Below are 16,895 nucleotides of genomic sequence, written 5' to 3'. Positions count from 1 at the left end.
CCGTTCCAAGCAATAGGGGTCGGATACAATTGGCGTGTCCTGCCTGGCAAACATGCCTGCATTGATCCGCACACACAAAAAAGCCCCGCGGGCTTTCACTCGCGGAGCTAGGAAACGACAGCCGTCTAAAACTCAGGCCTGGGCCAGAGCCTCGACGATGTAGTTGTTGATGGTGGCCTTGACGACCTCAAGATGGTCGGACTTGTCAGCGGCAATGAGTTCTGCCTGCGGCTTGTCAAGGCTGTACTCCTCCAAGGAGGCCAGTGTGGCCGTGCCATCCTTGACCGTCGAGCCGATGCCGGATTCGAAGGAGGCATAGCGATCCTGCTGCAGCTGCTCGATGTAGCCGTCCTCGTGCATCTTGGCCGCGACCAGCAGACCGGCGGCGTAGGTGTCCATGCCCACGATGTGGGTCCTGAAGAGGTCCTCAGGCAGGAAGGAGGAGCGGCGCGGCTTGGCATCGAAGTTCAGGCCTCCACGGGGCCCGATGCTCCCGTTGGCCAGCACCTCCCACATGACAGCGGTGGCATCGTAGAGGTCCGAGGGGAACTCGTCCATGTCCCAGCCGATCAGCTTGTCGCCCTGGTTGGCGTCCAAGGATCCCAGGAATCCAGTCTCGCGGGCCACGCGGACCTCATGCTGATAGGTGTGCATAGCCAGGTTGGCGTGGTTGCCCTCGATGTTGAGCTTGAAGTTATCCTGCAGGTCGTAGGTGCGCAGGAAGTTGATGGTGGTAGCCGCGTCGTAATCGTACTGGTGGAGTGTGGGCTCCTTGGGCTTGGGCTCGATCAGGAACTGCGCGTCGAAGCCGATCTCCTTGGCGTAGTCCACGCACATGTGGAAGAGGGCAGCCATATGGTCCTGCTCCTCCTTCATCCGGGTGTTCCAGAGGGATTCGTAGCCCTCGCGGCCGCCCCAGAAGACGTAGTTCTCGGCGCCGAGCCGCTTGCCGATCTCCAGGCTGTGCTTGAGCTGGCCGGCCGAGTAAGCATAGATGTCAGCGAAGGGCGAGGTGCCGGCGCCGGCCTCGAAACGAGGATTGGTGAAGAGCGACGAGGTGTTCCAGAGCAGCTTGACGCCCGTGTCCTTCATGGCGGCCTCGATGCGGTCAACCACCTTGTCAAGATTGGCATCGCTCTCGCGCAGGGTGTCGCCCTCGGGAGCCAGGTCACGGTCGTGGAAGCAGAAGAAATCAACCCCCAGCTTGGTGAAGAGCTCGAAGGCGTAGTCCACCTTGGCCAGCGCCTGATCCATGGGATCGGTGTAGCGGTAGTAGGGCCTCTGCGCAGTGGGATCGCCAAAGGGATCCACCAAGCCCTGGTTAAAGGTGTGCCACCAGGCCACAGCGAAGCGCAGCCAGTCCTTCATGGGCTTGCCGGCCACCACCTTGTTCTTGTCGTAGTAACGGAAGCCCAGGCCCTCCTTGACGCCTTGGCGACCCACGTATTCGATCTTGTCAACGTCCCACAGACCCATAATGCTCCTTTGCTTAATGCATTTGCCTTTACAGCGTTCACAGGGGAGGAAACCAGTTCCTGCCTCCTGAGCACTAAGCGTAGAGGGACGGATCGATTTTGTCAATTCGTTGAATTATATAGATGACGATCACGTCACCTATGGATTGGAAGGCGCAAAGCAGCCTTGCGATGACCGTCGGAAACCTTGAGTTCAAGCTGCTTGGGTACGTCCGAGCCGTCTGAACCTGCTGACCGATCCGCCTGCACCACTGCCAAGGCTTGGCCGTAATAGGTGCGCGTATGCCCGGTCAAAAACCCTTCGGGATTGTATGGGGCGGCACACCCAAAGGCCAGCAGTCGGCCACCCTCTACCTGAGCAGTCAAATCTCCTGATGTCATGGGTTTGTCAATGCCCTGCTGGTCGGTATACCTTGCCCTCACAAAGCATAACCCTCCCGGGCGAACGGTGCTCCGATCGGCCTCCAGCTTGACCATGGTCTGGGGAGCGGCTGACCGCAACCGACTCCGTCCAATCAACCTGCCCGAGCTGTCGTAGGCCAAGGCCTCCAGCAGGCCGTGTTCATAAGGACAGGAGAAACGGAAACGAGTGCTACCCCGCCAACGCGAACGGCCAAGGCAACGGCCATTCAGCATCAGCAGGACCTCATGAGCCCGGGCGTAGACCTCCACCTGGGCGGTCCTGCCCTCGCAGCCGTCCCAAGACCATGAGTCAAGGGCATCTGTCATCTTCCAGGCGCTGGGAGAATGCCTCTCCCCCGAGTGATTGACGGGCCGCACAGCCAGATAGGGCCCGGCCTCGCCCCCTAACGCCACCCGTGTGTACAAGGCCTCGCCCAGCGGCCTGCCTGTCAGATCAAGACGGCCGGAACCAGCAGTCAGCCAGCCCAGCCCGCTGAACCGTGGAACTTCCTGTCGATACTCCCAAGCGCCCACGCCGACTTCGCCCAGATAATCCATACCTGCCCAGACGAAGTCTCCGATCAGGCGCGGGCAACGGGAGGCCAGACGCATGAACTCGTCGGCATCGCTGCAGAAGGTCTCCGTCCCCAGGATGAGCCGATGGGGGTATCTGCGGAGGTCTTGAAGGTATCGTTTGATTCCATAGTTGTATCCGGCCACGTCCATAAGTGCGAAGGCATCACGGGTCAGGCGGTCGCAGGAGGGCAGGGTGGCACCCTTCTTCATGAAGTCCGCTCCCATGATTCCGGCCATTTCATTGAAGAATCGGCTCCCTACAGATCCATGGCGCTTCATTGAAAGCGACAAGCTTCTCTTTCGCCCATCGTGCGCCGCCTGCTTGGCCGCTTTCCTGCTCGAATACACCCCGAGCCCGATCGAACTCAGGAAGTTGAAGAAGATGTTGACCCCGCAGGTAACCGGACGACTCGCATCCTGACCGTGGAGGAAGTCGACCATGCGCCTGGTCAGTTCCACCCCCTTGGACTGGGCGGTTTCGCTGACCTCGTTGCCGATGGAGTACATGATGACTGATGGATGGTTGAAATCCTTGGCAACCATATCAGCCAGATCACTGCGCCACCATTTCGGGAGGTATTGTGCATAGTCGTGGATGGTCTTGTGGATGTACCATTGGTCGGCATATTCATCCAGGACCAGCATACCCAGACGGTCGCAAGCCTCCAGAAGACTTTTCGAACAGGGGTTGTGGGCGCTGCGAATGGCGTTGTAGCCATTGCGTTTCAGCAACCTCACCTTCCGCTCCTCGGCCTCGGGCCAGGCGCAAGCGCCAAGAATCCCGTTGTCATGGTGAACGCAGGCACCCTTGAGAATCCTGCGGACACCGTTGATGAGCAGCCCCTGATCCCCCCAGGCAACCGTTCGTATGCCGAATATCGCCTGAGCCTGGTCATGGCAGCCCGAGGAGGAGACGAAGAGCGCCTGGCATTCATACAGCGTCGGGCTTTCCGGACTCCATGGCTGGGCGCCAGGAAGGTCGATATCGACCTGGGCTCTGCCATCGGAATCCACAGGGACTGCAACCTCAGCCAAGGACCCCGATTCATCCTTGTCGTGGCGCATAATGCGAACCCGCGCAGTCCCGCCTGATGATGCCCGCAATGAGACCCGGATGGCACAGGGATTGACTCCGAGCGTGGAGACCCTGACGCCGTCCGGGTACAGATACTGGGGGCCAGCACTCCAGAGCGTGACGGGCCGGTAGATGCCTGCTCCGGAATACCAACGCGAATTGGGCTGCTGGGCGTTGCGGGCGACAACACGTATCACGCCCGGTTCCCCCGGTCGGATTTTCCCACTCAGGTCGACAAAGAACCCCGTGTATCCATAAGGGTGAAAGCTCAGGCGTTGGTCATCCAGCCAGACCTCGCTGTGTTGGTACACGCCCTCGAATTCCAGAATCATCGAATCGTGCTGCCCAAGACCGTCAACACATACCTTCTTGCAGTATTCGTAATCGCGCCCGACGAACCATCCACTGTTAGCCTCGCTCGGAGCATCGGCCCTTCTGGGTTCTGCCAACATGGCATCGTGAGGCAGCTCAACGGGCTTCCAGGGTTCCTTTGACTCCTGCAAATGTCGATAGCGCCAACCTTGGTTCCAATCCGTTGCCTGCATACCACTCCTCCGCCATCGTTTATGATCACCAGTGCATAGCCGTCCCAATCAACATCGATGGATAGAAGACCAGACTACCCCCGCCTGGATAGTTCGACCTTGGCTGCCAGCCGAAACCCTGCCCCTTGAGCAGCCAAGCTCGACTGCGGCCGATGGCAATCCCTTCCTCGGCACCTTGAACAGTTTTGCAACCGTTGGAGGTGTTTGCGAGCAGATATTAAACAGTGTTAATATATAAACGCTGTTCATAAAGTGCGCGAGGATCGCGTGACGGAACCACTCAAGGAGGAGGTTGATATGCGCAGCAGCACCTACGCCAGCACGCCAAAGGCCCTCTCCGAGCTCAACCAGTCTCGCATCGTCCAGTATCTGCACCAGCAAGGCACCAGTTCGCGAGCCCAAATGGCCCGGGACCTCGATCTGACACCGGCAGCCGTAGGCAAGCTGGTGGCCCGTCTGATGAGTCTGGGCCTGATCAGCGAGACCGGCAGCATGGACTCTGAGGGCGGCCGTCGATCCATCGGCCTGGCCCTGAACGCCGACCGCTACCAGGTCATCGGAGTCAAGTTCGCTCGCAGCCTGGTCAGCATCGGACTGTTCGACATCAGCGGTCGCCTGCTGGACTCGGAGGAGCTGCCCCCCGTCGACCCCGGCAACATCCCAGGTGCCGTAGCCGATGTCCGAACCCGAGTGGCAAGACGACTTGAGGCGAACCCCGCCATCGTGGCTGTAGGCATGGCCGTGCCGGGCCCTTATCTGCGCGAGAGCGGACGCATCGCCCTGGTCACCAGCATGCCCGGCTGGCGCAGCGTGGACTTTATCCACGAATTCGGTCAGGCCTTCCGCGTACCCACCTTCATCGAGCAGGACGCTCGGGCCGGGGCACTGGCCCAGAGCCTGTTCGACCCCCGCGTGAGTGCATCCAGCATGGCCTACTTCCTGGTGGGCGAAGGCGTAGGGCTGGGAGTCATAGACAGGGGTGCCCTGGTGGACGGCAGCCAGGGAGCGGCCACCGAGATCGGCCACGTCAGCATCGATCTGAACGGCCTGCCCTGCGAGTGCGGCAACCGTGGCTGCCTGGAATGCTACTGCTCGGCGGTAGCCATCCACCGCCGCATGTGTCAGCCGGATGTGCGGAATCACTTCCCCGGAGTCGAGGCCATGACCCACGCCAAGGCATGTGCGAGCCTGTTCGACCGGGCTCGTTCTGGTCAACAGGCCGCCCAAACTCTGGTGGATCAGATAGCCGACTACGTGGGCTATGGCTGCGTGACCATCGTCAACGCCTACAACCCCGCCCAGATTGTCATCGGAGACATGGTGGCAGCTGCCGGAAACCGCTTGCTGGAACAGGTTCGGTCCATAGTCTCCCAGCGCGCCCTGCCTGGCCTGCGCGAACACACACAGATCCTGCTTTCCCGCCTTCCCATCGACGCCACGCTGACCGGCGCTGCGGCAGTGGCGGCCAACCAATTTTTGGAGCACCCGGCCAGCATGGGCCGTACAGCTGTGAAATCAACAAGCACAAGGCGGGCGCATCACCCGTCATCAGGAAAGGAACACCATGACCAGTAAACCCATGGTCCTCAGCATCGGCGAGATCCTCTGGGACGTCCTGCCTACAGGCAAGCGGGCCGGTGGTGCACCGGTCAACTTCAGCTACCATGCAGCCAAGAACGGAGCGGAAGGCTATGCCATCAGCGCCGTAGGACGCGACGACCTGGGCCGGGAGCTCGAAGAAGCTGTTCACCAGGCTGGCGTCGATGCCGTGCTGCAGCACAACGACCACCCCACCAGCACCGTCGAGGTTCAGCTGACCGAGGGCATCCCCCAGTACGTCTTCAAACCGGATGTGGCCTGGGATCATCTGGAGTACACGGATGACCTGGCCGGACTGGCCAGCAAGGCCGATGCCGTCTGCTATGGCACGCTGAGCATGCGCAACAGCAAGTCGCGCGAGACCTGCCTGCAGGTGCTGCGCCACACCAAGAGCCATGCCATGCGCTTCTTCGACATCAACCTGCGTGGCACCTTCTACAGCAAGGATCTGATCCAGGAGCTGCTGGACATGGCCACGGTCTTCAAGCTCAACGACGAGGAGCTGGCCACCCTGCGCGACATGTTCCACGTTCCCGGAGCCACCGACGACGAGCTCTGCCGCTGGTTCATGGATCAGTGGCACTTGGACACCATCGTGCTGACCGCCGGCAGCGACTACAGCACGATCTACCTGGCGGACGGCCAGTCCTCACACCTGCCTACGCCTGAGATCACCGTGGCCGACACGGTCGGGGCCGGCGATGCCTTCTCCGGCACCTTCGCCATCAACCGTCTGCTGGGGGCCTCCCTGACTCAGGCCCACCGGGCTGCCGTCAACACCGCCGCCTTCGTCTGCACCCAGCAGGGCGCCTGGCCCGAATATCCCGAGCATATCCCCGACTATCTGGGCCAGCAGGGTCAGTGATCCCTCGCTTTTAAACATGATTTGGTCCCGCCCGGTCGAGCTGTCAATGCCGACTGGACGGGACCAAACATATATCTACTGAATCGGGATTTACCAGATGCCGATGAGCCGCCACCAGCCCAGACCCACGGTCAGGAAGATGGCCACGGTCACCAGTCCGCAGATCAGGCCGATCCGCAGGAACTCAGAGGTCTTGACGTATCCGGCACCGTAAATCAAGGCCGCCGGTCCGGAGGCGTAATGGGTCATGGCGCCAATCAGACCGCTGGCGCATCCCAGCATCAACGCTGCAGGCATGGCGGGAACCCCGGCAGCCACGGCCACGCTGACGAAGAGCGTGTAGATGGCCGCCACCTGAGCCAGCTCGGAAGCGAACATGTAGTGGATGAGGAAGTAGAAGACCGTCAGAATGACCAAGACCAGCACCCAGGGCAGGCCCTTGACCAGTCCGGCAATGATCTCCCCCGCCCAGGTGGTGACACCCAGGGTGTTCAGCGGTTCCGCCATGCCTACCAGGACGCCGAAGAAGATCAACGTGGACCAGGCGGACTTGTTAGCGACCATATCCTGCCAGGTGATGATCTTGGTGCACAACAGCACGGCCACGCCCAGGAAGGCCACGGTGGTGGAGTTGATATGGATCACCGAACCGGTCGCCCAGAGGACCAGCATGACCAGGAAGGTCACGGTCATAATCCACTCGTGCATGCTCAGCGGGCCCATTCCCTTGAGCTCGTCCTTGGCATCCTCCTGAGCCTGAGGAACGTTCTTCAGAGTTGGCGGGAAGATGCGGTAGATCAGGGCGGGGATGATGATCAGGCAGATCAGGCCAGGCACGATGCCGGCCAGGGCCCAGGTACCCCATCCGATGTCCACATGGAACTTCTGGGCCAGCTGTCCGACAACCGGGCCGGCCGCCATGGCCGTGAGGAACATGGCCGATGTGATGGCGTTGACGTTGTTGGCCGTGATCGCCAGGTAGGCGCCGATGCGCCGCCGGGACTCGTCAGTGTCCGGCTTTGAACCCTGCACGTCGCTGATGGAGGTGATGATCGGAAATAGAATGCCGCCCAGACGAGCCGTGTTTGACGGGGTGGCCGGGGCCAGGACCAGGTCGGCGGCCGAGAGCCCGTATGCTGTGCCCAGGCTGGACTTGCCTAATCGAGATAGAAAGACCAGAGCAATCCTACGGCCCAGTCCGGTAGAGACAAAGCCCTGGGCGATGAAGAAGGCCGCCACAATCAGCCAGATGGATGCGCTGCCAAGTCCGTTGAAAGCCGCCTTCTTGGGATCCAGGGCACCGGTCAGCATCCCCACGGTCATGCCGATGATGGCCACTGCTGAGGTGGGCAGAGGCTGCAGAATCAGCCCTAGGATGGTGCCTACGAAGACTCCCAGCATGTGCATGCCCTGGGCGGTCAGCCCCTTGGGAGGCGGAATCAGGAAGATGACCAACCCTACCGCTACACAGATCAGAGCCTTGACCAGCTGGCTCGTATTGAAAGGCTGGCTGGCCTCTGCCTGGGGGTCTCCCCTGCCCTCACGTGTTCGTACTGTTTCACCCATCATTGCTCCTTCGCTCATGATCCGGCGTATGACCGCCTGGAAACCACCGACCTCTTCGTCGGCTTGCTCATGTGGACTTATGCTATGCGGCAGGCGGCAGGGGCGACAAATAAGCATTCCCTATATGAAGGAGCGCCATACCTGGCGGCCGTCCATGACCTCCAATGCCCGTCAAAGAGCGGCAAAAGGGGCTTAAGTGCATATAGATTCTGCTTATTTGCCGGTGTGTCCAAGGCTTTTCTAGGCTGATTGCAGAGGTCCGGCAACGCGGCCGGCCCCGATCGTGAAGGACAAGTGAGACCATGACAGGATTCGATACCATCAACGATTCCTATGCCAACCGGGGACTGGGATTCAACTATGAGCAACGGCGCGAGCTAAAACTGGACGGGCTGCTGCCTGCTGCCGTACAGGATGACGAACAGCGCGAGCGCATCGTTTACCGCCGCTTCCTGGCCCAGCCCACCGATCTGGACAAGCGACTCTACCTGATGAGCATCTGCCGTACCGACCGTCGGCTCTTCTACAGGAGCATGGACAAGCACCTGACCGAGTACATGCCCATCGTCTACGCCCCCACCGTGGCCCAGTCCATCCAACGCTACGACGAGTTCTATTCGGGCAGCGATGTGGCCTACATCTCCATCGATCATCCCGAGGGGATCGGCGATGCCCTGGACCAGTACGCCGGCGATCGGCCCATTGACCTGGTGGTCTGCACAGATGCGGAGGGCATCCTCGGCATCGGCGACTGGGGCGCTCAGGGCGCTGAGATCCTGACAGGCAAGCTGGCGGTTTACACCGCTGCTGCCGGCATTGACCCTTCGCGCGTTCTGCCGGTGATGGTAGATGTGGGCACCAACCGCCAAGCCCTGCTGGACAATCCCGACTACGTGGGCAACCACTTCGCCAGGGTCAGAGGCCAGCGCTACGACGACTTCATCGATGACTTCGTCCAACAGGTCCTCCAGCGCTATCCGGAGGCCCTGATCCACTGGGAGGACTTCGGCAGGCCCGAGGCCGCGCCCGTCCTCAAGCGCTATCAGGATCGGATCCTGACCCTGAATGACGACATCCAGGGCACTGGCGTGACCGTCCTGGCCGCACTGATCGCCGCCAGAAAAATCGCCGGAACCGACCCCAAGGACACCAGGATCATGGTCTTCGGCGCAGGGACCGCCGGCGTGGGCATCGCCGACCAGATCGTGGACGACCTGATCATCCGCCAAGGCATGGATACCGAGACCGCGCGCAGCAGGGTCCTGCTCTTCGACCGTCAGGGTCTGATCGAGCAGGGCCAGGATGATCTGACCGAGGGCCAAACCCGTTATGCACGCAAGCCAAATGAGTTCGCTTCGGTCACCGACAAGACCTCGCTGGCGCAGGTTGTCGACGCCTTCCAACCCACGGTGCTCATCGGCACCTCGACCAAGCCTGGAGCCTTTGACCAGAACGTTGTGGAGGCCATGGCCAAGCATGTGGAACGGCCGCTGCTCTGCCCCATCTCCAACCCCACGGAACTGGCCGAGGCCAAGGCCGCCGACGTGATCGCCTGGACCCACGGCCGCGGCTTCGTCATCACCGGCACCCCCTCAAAGCCTGTTGACTACCAGGGTGTCACCTATGCCATCGGACAGGGCAACAACGCCCTCATGTATCCCGGCATCTGCTTCGGGGCCATCGTCGCCAAGGCACGGCTGGTCACCAAGGGAATGTTGTTGGCCGCAGCCTATGCCATCTCCGACATGATCGACGTGGACAAGCCCGGAACCGCCGTGCTGCCGCCGGTGGCCGACCTCAAGGAGATCTCGCGCCGGGTCGCCACTGCTGTGGCTGAACAGGCGGTTCAGGAGGGTCTGAACCGTGAGCCGATTGAGGATGTGGACGCCGCCGTGGCCAAGGCCCAGTGGCACTATGATGCCTGAGCGAAACCAGCGCCTTCGCTTCCTGCAATATTGAGATTGTGGTCCGGCCAGCACGATTTATGAACGACGATCGTGTTGGCCGGACCACAATCATGAGCCAAGCCGTATCAATATTCCCCAGGTGTCAATCTTCTTAAGTCCAGTCGACAATGATAGGGTGGTGGTAAGTAGTCTTTCGCCAAAGTTGACGGATAAGCAATACTAATCTGAGCAACAATCAAGGGAAGCGGCTCATGACCTATATGGATAATGTCCGCGACCTCGAGCTGCTTACCATGCTGGCCCGGTACGGCAGTTTCACAGACGTCGCGTTGGAGGCAGGCATCTCCCAGCCTGCGGTCTCGCAGGCCATCAGAAGGCTGGAAAAGCGCCTGGGAACCAGGCTGGTTCTGCGGCAGCGCTTCGGCGCTGGCGACGGCACACAGCTTACCCAATCTGGAAGAACAGTGGTGGATCATGTCAGCCAGGCCCTGGACCTGATCAACTCCTTGCCCGAGGCCTTGGCTGCACGAACCGGTATTCGACGGCGCACCATCGGCCTGCCTCCCATCATCTCATCGCTGCTGAGCTCCGGACAAGGGCAGCAGAAGCAGTCCGAACCAGACAAGAACACGACCGTAGAAACCATAGGATCCCAAAAGTTGCTGGGCCAGATAGAGGCCCACCGCGTGGACTACGGGGCTGTTGCCAGCGTTGACGAGTCACTGAGCGTGGATGGCGTTGAAACGACCAAGCTGGCATCCTTCCCCTTCGGTATGGTCTGCACCCAGTCCATGGCCGAACGTTTGGGCACAGCAGGAATGACCAGCCTGCACCCCGAGGACCTGGCCATGCTTCCCGGGGACGTTCCCTTCGCCACCCTCAACCGTGATTTCGTCCATGCCCAGGCAGCTGAACGGCTGATTCACCTGTCTGAACCTGTCAGCCACCTGATCGAGGTCTCCGACGTGGAAACACTGAAAATGGTGACTACATCCAGCCTGGTCTGCAGCCTGATCACCTCAGCTGGCGTACACCCTGGCGAAGGTCTGCGCTTCATCCCCTTTGCCGGTGATGACATGCCCCGCTTCAATATCTACCTCTTTAACGACACGAAGCGGGAGGCCTTTCACGAGGACGTGGAGGAGGTGCACGCCTTCAGCGACTACGCCACCAGCCGACTGGGCTCTGTGGCTTGACCAAAATGCAAGTCAATGCCCAGGGAGAAGCGGGAATACCCGCAGCGTCCATCTGTTGTATACTGACGAGGCCGGTCCGTAATGGCACCGGCAGAGCTTGATAATTCAAGATTGGGGCTGATCGGTTTCGACGGTGACCTGTTCGTCGCAGGGAAGCGTGCCGAGAACGCGGGGGTCCGCTCGTTAATGTCCTCCCGCAAACAACAAGTGCTAAATCTAACCGCACTGAGTTCGCTCTCGCTGCCTGAGCTTCGCGCCAGGATTAACCAGTGAGCAGCTGCTCCGTTCACTCCCCTTCGCCTTCGGGGGGATGCTGAGCGTCATTAAGAAGACTTGCCTGAACTGCCGCGCCACAGGGCGGTTCGGGGACTTTTACTGCGGCTATGCCCGCCACCGGTTGTCTGCGACACAGGTGGGGGCAGACAGATAGCCACAAAGGCCAGCAGACTACGCACGTAGAAGACTGAGGGTGCGGTCACCGGACCGGGGTTCAATTCCCCGCAGCTCCACAGAACAAGGGCCGGCCGAGGCAACTTGGCCGGCCCTTTTCATACCGCCTTTACGGTTCAAGAATCCAACTCCCCGCATTTTTTAGTGCGTCACATTGTCAAAAACCTTGTTCATGAATCTCAAGTCATGCTCATTTCTTCACTCGTGGAGTTAAAATAACTCCAATATAACTCCATTCGGAGCACAAATGATATAATTTTGGAGCTAAAGAAGACAAATAGAGCAATCGAAGCGGGTGAAAGTAATGAAAGAGACAGCGAGAATTCAAATTCGCACCAGCGAGGATATGAAGCGTCGGGCCTCACAGCTTTTCGAAGATCTAGGCCTTGATCTCGGCACAGCAATAAACATGTTTCTTTCTCAGTCTTTGCGCGAAGGGGGACTTCCATTTCGCTCCCAACTTTCCAATTTTGACAGGGAAATGGAGGAAGCTCAAGCTTCACCGGTCACTCACGTGGGTGATGTAGAGGATATGAAAGACATCATCCATCATGTATGAGTTTGCATATACGCAGAAATTCCTGCGTGATGTCAAGAAAATCAAGAAGAAGCATTTCGACTTAAGCAGGCTCGATCAAGTGCTCGACGACTTGGCTGATTACAATTCAGCACTGCTTAAACGTAAATACCGAAATCACCAGTTGAAGGGACGCTGGTCCAAATACGAGGAGCTACATGTCGACGCAGACTGGCTCCTGGTGTACAAGCGCGATAAAAATCGAATGATTCTCACTTTGATGACCACTGGCAGCCATGACCAAACACTGTGACATAAGTGAAGTCTGAGTAATCGAGTCTTGTTCAGACTGACACGAATCACTGTACCCAATACACAAATTTGACCGCCAACTGTTTATCTACTTCTCAGTTAAAAGTTAATCGTCAGCGGATCTCCTCAAGATGGACGTGTCATAATGACGATACCCATTTTCAAGCAGCCAACATCCATTTGCCGTATTGACCAGCGCTGGTCAATACGGCAAGGAACTGCAGGTTGATGAATATGTCACACAGCCATGGCCGAGATCAATGCTCGGCAAGACCGCTCAATTACGCACCACGGATCCAGGAGTAAAAGTTCATTGTCAATCATTCACCTATGGCCCCTTGCAGAATGGCTATGGGCGAGCGCATTAAAGCAGGCCGCGCCGTCAGCATGGTCGCCAGCGAGCCGACGACTATAATCGGCAACCCGCAGATAAGGAAAAACTGCCAGGGAAAAATTACGGACAGACTGTGTATAAGGGGCCAGTAGACCATAGCTGTGCTCAGCCCGACCAGTCCGGTGCCGCCCGCTGCGATGATAATGCCCGTAGTCATCACGATGGTGCCGTCCAATATGGATATAGCAGTCAGCTGCCGCGGGTTTGCGCCTGCAATTGACAGGAGCGCCAAATCTAGGTCACGATCCCGAGCGGCGATGGCGAACCCCGCAATCACGCCGACCAGGGCGACCAGCAGCGCTGCCCAGAAACCATAGAGCAACTCCAAGGTTCCACCCGATGTGACATTCTCTATTCCCGGTACCTTGTTCATGGCGATGGTACTGGTGCCTCCGGCAGCCAACAGACCACCAACCAGAAACATACAGGCAGTCAGAGCTATAACTGTTGAACCGAATGTCGTATCTCGACTCCTGGCCACAGCCTGTGAACGCGCTATCCGCCAGACAGCAGATGACGAGGGGACCAGAGCAGTCCAAAGTTGAGTGACCCTGCTTATAACTGGCCCACCAGAACGTGCCAAGGCAATCAGCAGCAAGAGAATAGCAAACAGCGGTCCACTTCCAACGGCACTTATGACCGCTTGGACCTGCTTAGGCTCTAAGGACCCAGAGCCGTTGCGCGAAAGATAGGCAAAGACAGGCAATGGCAATAGCAGCAAGGCCAGCCCAAGGAAAAGGGATACAAGACCGCGTCCATGTCGGGGCCGGTCAATCGATTCGCTCTCCTCAGCACGGCGCACCACCCGGACTGGTGTCATCTTCCCCAAATCCCGCAATGTCCGGCTGGTCGCCAAGACGGCCGTAGCCAGTCCCACTGCGAGACCAGTCAGGGCAGACCTGGGAAAACCGTGCCAGGTAAAAGCGAAATGTACCGGTATTCGCATTCCAGCGGAATACCAATCCAGGATCCTTCCAGCCAGCGCAGGTGAAAGAGCCACAGCAACGAGGGAGGCTGGTAGAACCAAAATCATCACCTGCAAAAGTGTAAGTACCAGGATCTGCTTAGGCGTAGCGCCCAGCAGTGAAAGAAGGGCCAGCCCCTGCCGACGTTGGCGAATCGATGCCTGCAGAGTCTGCTTGATCACCAGGCAGCCGAGCACAATGACTGTGAGGAAGATCAAACTCAGGGCCGAAGCCAGGCTCTTGACAGGATCCCTGGTCTTGGCCGACAAACCCTGGTAATAGCTGTTGACACCCATGCTCACGCTCATGGCACAGAGCAGGGTTTGGGTGACCACAAGAACGATAAAGACGCCAGCCCAGATGCCACCATTGGCTTTCAAATCACGTAAGGCCCAAGTCATGTTCCATTCACCTGCCACGTCCTCGTGCGTACACTCGACTACATTCCTCTGTTTATATAAATAGCCGACCGACGCGAAAGACAACATCCGGCAAACCCCTGAATCGACCCTGAATCAACCCTGATTCAACCTTATGATACCGAACTCATTGTGAGCGTATGCCTTACATCGTCTAGGCGTCACAGCATTAGAATGAAGCCCTTTAAATGGAAAGACCTAGCAAACAAGCAATTCCAACTCATTGGCCAATTCGATGGTCATCTTGTTTCTCGATCCACAACCATGACAGTATACAAACTACATGTCCTTTAATCATATTTATATTTAACTTTATAAGGTCACAATGAGAGACGATGATAGAGCGGGTTTCAATTATGTCCACTACAAGAGATCACTCGAATATAGCTCCAATATTCCATCCAGCAGAAAGCTGGCAAGCTGAAAATGTAAGGCAATTCTTTGCAGCGACAGCATACTCTTTCCTGCTTTTAGCATCAGGAATCGGTCTCAGGTTGGCAGAATATAACTTAATTGAAAATAAAGCAGAGCTAAATCGTTATAAGCAAAATACCTTCCTCCACAATTTCGTGCTTAACAATCCTTATAAAGACTCTGCAAATATGCTGCTGGCTTTGTGGACATTAATCATAAGCGTCATTATTGTCACAGCTTTTTTGGAAACAAAAACTCCTGAATCATCCAGCAAAGCGAGAGCATTCATTGTATTCGTCTGTTTCCTGTCATGTGCTATTAGCATTTTCACAGGCTACATATCCCCTGACATGTTGCAGCAGATCGATTTTGGTCTGAGCCTGTTATTGGTAATCGTCAGCTTCAATATCGCAGCCTTTGCTCTCAGCTATGGCGTAAAACAGGTCTTTTCGCTTCACATGATACAGGAAAACGAAATGCTGAGATCAGATCACCTCAATGAATATCAGTCATTAGCCAAGGGATCATTGGTCAGAAGACACCCGATAGTCGATGCTTTTCTTCGTATTACTTGCGGTTTGATACTCATGACTACACTTGCTGCTTTTATAACATATGGAATAGCAGCGCTATTCGCCAGAATGAACAATCACCCAGTAGCCTCTATAGGGACGTTTATTATAACTGTTGCTTTTGAGCTGGTTCCTTGCTTGTTAGATCCTCTGTTTATGCTATACATCGGCGTTGGCGGTCGCCCAAGTAGAAAGAACCTAAAACACTACAAGGGTCGCATGGTTTGTAAATGGATATATCGAGTCTTTACAGTATTGTCTTCCTGGCTCATATCGATATTTGCCTTTGCCATTGCCAGTGTATTGAATTCAACAACTGTGCCCATGTCCTTAAACACTCTTTTGGTGCCGATATTGATCGTCGTCATCTATCTGCTACCCTGCTGGAATTGGTTTTTAGCTCCTATTCATAAATGGTGGGTTAGCAATTTGATAAAAGATGACCAGCGTAATATTGAACAGATTCACTACGAAGCATTCACAGGAATTGCGGCGTCATACTTAAGCTCAGAATTATCTGTGGATACTCATCGCGAGTATCTGATGCATACCGTCATAAATCCCGCCGAAAAAGGAGAATGGGCAGAAATATGTGATCCCGCTTTCCGCACCACAATTCAAGTTCCCTTGCTTTCTTTATCAACTCAGGAACTTCAGAAAACCCTTGAATCTGATAACCTCAAACAGAAAAACGATATAAGTCCTGATGCAACAAAACGTCAACGCGCTATCACACGCTTGATAAATAAAATCGACACCAATGATCCAGAGTTCAATTGTTGCGACCTAGAGGACTGCAAAATCTATTTAGCTGCTATCTTCGATGATCGTCAGTACTTATCAACATCTATAAGCTCAGGGGCTGATAACGAGGAAAGACTACAAAAAATCATCACTCATAGTTTTTCCAGCTTCAAAGGAAGGTGGCAACTGATACTGACGCTAGTGAGGCGGTGAAGCCAAGACATGCGATGTAGCCATGTGTGCTTTTGACAGTTTTAATCGACCAGATCACCTAGGTTGCAGCGTTCCCCATTCCTCGTGGACAAACAGCAATGTAATCCCAAATGAGCAGGATCTCTGACGAATTGAATCAGCATTGATCATTTACTACCTTTGAACCGCCATGAATATATCTGACTCAACATCTTACGATTCAACCCGTGCTATTCTGATTTCCAGAATCTGATTCAGGTTCCCGGACGATGGTCAAGTACCCGGACAGCGACAAGACTTGCCGAAAGGGAGCCATGTCCTCGTGGATCATACTTATACTCGCTGGCGTCTGTGAATCGGTCTGGGCCACCGCGCTAGGTAAATCCCAAGGTTTTACCAAAATCGTCCCTGACATCGTATTTATTCTTGGATTGATTCTCAGCATGATGGGTCTAGCCTTTGCCATGCGCAACACCTCTACCAGCACGGCATACGCGGTCTGGGTCGGTATCGGAGCTACCTTGACTGTCCTATACGCCATGGCTACGGGCTCGGAGCCTATTTCACTCGCCCGCATTCTGCTCATCATCGGCCTGGTCGCTTGCGTGATCGGACTCAAGATCGTCAATTGAGAGCGGTGCCCGTCATATTACCTAAGTAACACAGGCATAGTGGGCTTCGACCTGAAGCTGCCCACCGATCTTCAAACG

Annotated in this window: 12 protein-coding genes, 1 other RNA gene and 1 riboswitch; of the genes, 9 read left to right on the top strand and 4 right to left on the bottom strand. The window is 56.7% G+C overall.

From position 1 onward, the window contains the following. Positions 1-132: 132 nt before the first annotated feature. Together xylA and FPK30_RS04715 are read right to left on the bottom strand one after the other, a co-directional pair. Entirely contained in the window at positions 133-1,476 is a 1,344-nt protein-coding gene (gene xylA, locus FPK30_RS04720) for a xylose isomerase (protein WP_144085502.1), read from the bottom strand. A gap of 134 nt (positions 1,477-1,610) precedes the next feature. Beyond that, positions 1,611-4,073, bottom strand: a complete 2,463-nt coding sequence (locus FPK30_RS04715; protein WP_144085501.1) for a glycoside hydrolase family 2 TIM barrel-domain containing protein — start codon at positions 4,071-4,073, stop codon at positions 1,611-1,613. A 297-nt stretch (positions 4,074-4,370) separates the two neighbouring features. Here FPK30_RS04715 and FPK30_RS04710 point away from each other — a divergent pair, with 297 nt between their 5' ends. Then, positions 4,371-5,648 carry an ROK family transcriptional regulator gene (locus FPK30_RS04710; protein ID WP_144085571.1) on the top strand — a complete coding sequence of 426 codons (1,278 nt, stop codon included), beginning with the start codon at positions 4,371-4,373 and terminating at the stop codon, positions 5,646-5,648. Next, positions 5,638-6,537 carry a carbohydrate kinase family protein gene (locus tag FPK30_RS04705; protein ID WP_144085500.1) on the top strand — a complete coding sequence of 300 codons (900 nt, stop codon included), beginning with the start codon at positions 5,638-5,640 and terminating at the stop codon, positions 6,535-6,537. The genes FPK30_RS04710 and FPK30_RS04705 overlap by 11 nt, the downstream gene beginning before the upstream one ends. A 90-nt stretch (positions 6,538-6,627) precedes the next feature. Here the strand turns inward: FPK30_RS04705 and FPK30_RS04700 are convergent, their stop codons facing one another. Beyond that, positions 6,628-8,103 carry a DASS family sodium-coupled anion symporter gene (locus tag FPK30_RS04700; RefSeq protein WP_144085499.1) on the bottom strand — a complete coding sequence of 492 codons (1,476 nt, stop codon included), beginning with the start codon at positions 8,101-8,103 and terminating at the stop codon, positions 6,628-6,630. A 302-nt stretch (positions 8,104-8,405) separates the two neighbouring features. Between FPK30_RS04700 and FPK30_RS04695 the strand changes: the two genes are divergently transcribed. The 5 genes from FPK30_RS04695 (at position 8,406) to FPK30_RS04675 (ending at position 12,486) form a co-directional block, all read left to right on the top strand. After that, positions 8,406-10,028, top strand: coding sequence for an NAD-dependent malic enzyme (locus FPK30_RS04695; RefSeq protein ID WP_144085498.1), 1,623 nt, complete (start codon positions 8,406-8,408; stop codon positions 10,026-10,028). Between the two features lie 233 nt (positions 10,029-10,261). Beyond that, positions 10,262-11,206: a LysR family transcriptional regulator gene (locus tag FPK30_RS04690; RefSeq protein WP_144085497.1), complete on the top strand. Its 945-nt coding sequence runs from the start codon at positions 10,262-10,264 to the stop codon at positions 11,204-11,206. A 113-nt stretch (positions 11,207-11,319) separates the two neighbouring features. Next, positions 11,320-11,718, top strand: a transfer-messenger RNA (tmRNA) gene (gene ssrA / locus FPK30_RS04685). A 242-nt stretch (positions 11,719-11,960) separates the two neighbouring features. Beyond that, positions 11,961-12,215 (top strand): type II toxin-antitoxin system RelB/DinJ family antitoxin, encoded by a 255-nt coding sequence (locus FPK30_RS04680; protein ID WP_101432134.1) that lies wholly within the window; start codon positions 11,961-11,963, stop codon positions 12,213-12,215. Further along, positions 12,208-12,486 carry a type II toxin-antitoxin system RelE/ParE family toxin gene (locus tag FPK30_RS04675; RefSeq protein WP_045924101.1) on the top strand — a complete coding sequence of 93 codons (279 nt, stop codon included), beginning with the start codon at positions 12,208-12,210 and terminating at the stop codon, positions 12,484-12,486. The genes FPK30_RS04680 and FPK30_RS04675 overlap by 8 nt, the downstream gene beginning before the upstream one ends. A gap of 319 nt (positions 12,487-12,805) precedes the next feature. On the opposite strand, the gene FPK30_RS04670 is transcribed toward FPK30_RS04675, so the two are convergent. Then, positions 12,806-14,332: an FtsX-like permease family protein gene (locus FPK30_RS04670; RefSeq protein WP_144085496.1), complete on the bottom strand. Its 1,527-nt coding sequence runs from the start codon at positions 14,330-14,332 to the stop codon at positions 12,806-12,808. Positions 14,333-14,598: 266 nt separating this feature from the next. Between FPK30_RS04670 and FPK30_RS04665 the strand changes: the two genes are divergently transcribed. Together FPK30_RS04665 and FPK30_RS04660 are read left to right on the top strand one after the other, a co-directional pair. Further along, positions 14,599-16,206 carry a hypothetical protein gene (locus tag FPK30_RS04665; RefSeq protein WP_144085495.1) on the top strand — a complete coding sequence of 536 codons (1,608 nt, stop codon included), beginning with the start codon at positions 14,599-14,601 and terminating at the stop codon, positions 16,204-16,206. 221 nt (positions 16,207-16,427) lie between these two features. Next, positions 16,428-16,491: riboswitch (guanidine-III (ykkC-III) riboswitch) on the top strand. Positions 16,492-16,499: 8 nt separating this feature from the next. Beyond that, positions 16,500-16,817 carry a DMT family transporter gene (locus FPK30_RS04660; protein WP_144085570.1) on the top strand — a complete coding sequence of 106 codons (318 nt, stop codon included), beginning with the start codon at positions 16,500-16,502 and terminating at the stop codon, positions 16,815-16,817. Positions 16,818-16,895 lie beyond the last annotated feature (78 nt).

The organism is Bifidobacterium apousia (assembly GCF_007559275.1).
GTDB lineage: Bacteria > Actinomycetota > Actinomycetes > Actinomycetales > Bifidobacteriaceae > Bombiscardovia > Bombiscardovia apousia.
This window is presented reverse-complemented; position numbering and strand designations above follow the sequence as displayed.

Excerpts from the sequence above, each read along its gene's own strand:
- xylA (WP_144085502.1), bottom strand. The coding sequence starts at position 1,476 with ATGGGTCTGTGGGACGTTGACAAGATCGAATACGTGGGTCGCCAAGGC.
- FPK30_RS04715 (WP_144085501.1), bottom strand. The coding sequence starts at position 4,073 with ATGCAGGCAACGGATTGGAACCAAGGTTGGCGCTATCGACATTTGCAG.
- FPK30_RS04710 (WP_144085571.1), top strand. The coding sequence starts at position 4,371 with ATGCGCAGCAGCACCTACGCCAGCACGCCAAAGGCCCTCTCCGAGCTC.
- FPK30_RS04705 (WP_144085500.1), top strand. The coding sequence starts at position 5,638 with ATGACCAGTAAACCCATGGTCCTCAGCATCGGCGAGATCCTCTGGGAC.
- FPK30_RS04700 (WP_144085499.1), bottom strand. The coding sequence starts at position 8,103 with ATGGGTGAAACAGTACGAACACGTGAGGGCAGGGGAGACCCCCAGGCA.
- FPK30_RS04695 (WP_144085498.1), top strand. The coding sequence starts at position 8,406 with ATGACAGGATTCGATACCATCAACGATTCCTATGCCAACCGGGGACTG.
- FPK30_RS04690 (WP_144085497.1), top strand. The coding sequence starts at position 10,262 with ATGACCTATATGGATAATGTCCGCGACCTCGAGCTGCTTACCATGCTG.
- FPK30_RS04680 (WP_101432134.1), top strand. The coding sequence starts at position 11,961 with ATGAAAGAGACAGCGAGAATTCAAATTCGCACCAGCGAGGATATGAAG.
- FPK30_RS04675 (WP_045924101.1), top strand. The coding sequence starts at position 12,208 with ATGTATGAGTTTGCATATACGCAGAAATTCCTGCGTGATGTCAAGAAA.
- FPK30_RS04670 (WP_144085496.1), bottom strand. The coding sequence starts at position 14,332 with ATGTTGTCTTTCGCGTCGGTCGGCTATTTATATAAACAGAGGAATGTA.
- FPK30_RS04665 (WP_144085495.1), top strand. The coding sequence starts at position 14,599 with ATGATAGAGCGGGTTTCAATTATGTCCACTACAAGAGATCACTCGAAT.
- FPK30_RS04660 (WP_144085570.1), top strand. The coding sequence starts at position 16,500 with ATGTCCTCGTGGATCATACTTATACTCGCTGGCGTCTGTGAATCGGTC.